The 1,609-nt window shown below is 73.0% G+C and carries 2 protein-coding genes; one reads left to right on the top strand and one right to left on the bottom strand.

All coding sequences use genetic code 11. The features are described from left to right. Positions 1-174: 174 nt before the first annotated feature. Positions 175-975 (bottom strand): alpha/beta fold hydrolase, encoded by an 801-nt coding sequence (locus ACFWBW_RS32980; RefSeq protein WP_385380485.1) that lies wholly within the window; start codon positions 973-975, stop codon positions 175-177. A 163-nt stretch (positions 976-1,138) separates the two neighbouring features. Here ACFWBW_RS32980 and ACFWBW_RS32975 point away from each other — a divergent pair, with 163 nt between their 5' ends. Next, positions 1,139-1,369 carry a DUF6296 family protein gene (locus ACFWBW_RS32975; RefSeq protein ID WP_385380482.1) on the top strand — a complete coding sequence of 77 codons (231 nt, stop codon included), beginning with the start codon at positions 1,139-1,141 and terminating at the stop codon, positions 1,367-1,369. Positions 1,370-1,609: the final 240 nt, after the last annotated feature.

Below are 1,609 nucleotides of genomic sequence, written 5' to 3'. Positions count from 1 at the left end.
TGGGAAGGGGGGCGGGGGTTGGGGGTTTATGGAGGGGGGTCCTCTTTTTGGTCTCCGGGAGGGCCAGACGGAACACACCCCCCCCCCCGCCGTCTCCCCCCCTCCCCCCCCCCCCCTTGCGTCCCCCCCCCCGCCACCATGCCCGGAGAACGTCCGGCCCGGGCCCCTCGCCGGTCACTTCGCGGGCTCGACGCGCTCGACGCGCTCGAGCCACTCGGCGAGGAGGGCGCGCAGGAGCTGCGGCTGCTCGTGGGGGAGGGCGTGGCCCGCGTCGTCCACCACGGCGAGCGAAGCGTGCGGGTAGTGGTCCACGAGGTCGGTGGCGGCGGCGTAGCCGACCGTGGAGTCGAGCCGGCCCGCCACGATCACGGTCGGCCCCGCATAGGGGGCCGCGTGCACCGGCGCGAGCGTCCACCGGGCGCCGATGCGTTCGAGCGCGGACTGGTCGACGAGGGCCGCGGCCGGTGCGACGTGACGCTCGTACCGGTCGAGCATCTCGGGGGTCTGCCTCACGAAGTAGCTCCGGAACTCCTCGTCGCCGATCCCGCCCGGTCCCTCGACGACGCGGTGGCGCGGCACGTCTCGCACTCGCGGCAGCAGCGGGCAGACGAGAGCCAGGCCGGCGACCGCGGCCGGGCGGCGCGCGGCCATCGCCTGCCCGAAGTACGCGCCGGCCGAGTGGCCGATGACGAGGTACGGGCTTCCACCGGTGACCTCGTCCGCGAAGCCGAGCAGCGCGTCGAGGACGTCATCGGCGCTGCGGAGGGATTCGGGAGCGGCGGTCCTGCCCATTCCGGGGAGATCGGGATAGATCCGCCGCAGTCCGGCGAGGCCGCCGAGCGCCGGTTCGAAGCAGGCCTCGGTCTCGTGGTGGTCGACGCCGGCCCCGTGGAGCACCAGCACGGGGCGACCGGTCCCGTGCGCCACGTAGCCGAACACGACCTGGTGCCTGCCCGCGCCCCTGCTCATGTCCATCCCCGCATGGTAGGCGCGGGTGTCCCGTCGCCGGCGCCGCCATCCGGCGGTCCGTGAGATGCGTGTCGGCGGATCGCGGCGGAGCATTGCGGTGAGCTCCGGCCGATCCGTGGTGATCCGCTCGCAGCGACCTGCCGGCACCTCCAGGAACGGACGGAACACGATGCGGGCCCACAGGTACGAGCTGGTCTTCGAGGACGGTCCCGAAGGGGGACAGGACGTCGTGGTGGTCTCCGTGACCGACCAGAAGGGTCCGGGTGGCCACCCGGTGTACGCCGACGACACCGGCATCGTCAGGGCCGAGATCAGCGACGGCGGCGAGGTCCGCGTGCTGCCCAGCGGAGGCGGCCAGGAACCGGCACGGCCGGTGCGGGCACGAGCCCTGCCGTCCTGACCCCGCCGGCCTGATCCGCCCGGCTGCCCGGCCGATGGGCGGACCTGCAAGACGCACTACACGATCGACCTGGGCCGCCCGGGCTGCACGCTCCCCAAGCCGTGGCGAACGCGTCGGGGGACCCCCCGAAACCCGAACAGGCCCCACACAAGGGCATCCCCGACCCCTGGGGCCCCAACGAAAAAAATGTTTCCCACCCCTTTTGCGGAGGGTTTCTTTTTTTTTTTTCCCCCCGGGCAC

The organism is Streptomyces sp. NPDC059957, assembly GCF_042730015.1.
Lineage (GTDB): Bacteria > Actinomycetota > Actinomycetes > Streptomycetales > Streptomycetaceae > Streptomyces.
The sequence above is the reverse complement of the archived record's forward strand: the minus strand, read 5'-3'. Positions and strand labels throughout refer to the sequence as shown.

Bases quoted from the DNA above. Each gene is read 5' to 3' on its own strand.
- ACFWBW_RS32980 (WP_385380485.1), bottom strand. From the start codon at position 975: ATGGACATGAGCAGGGGCGCGGGCAGGCACCAGGTCGTGTTCGGCTAC.
- ACFWBW_RS32975 (WP_385380482.1), top strand. From the start codon at position 1,139: ATGCGGGCCCACAGGTACGAGCTGGTCTTCGAGGACGGTCCCGAAGGG.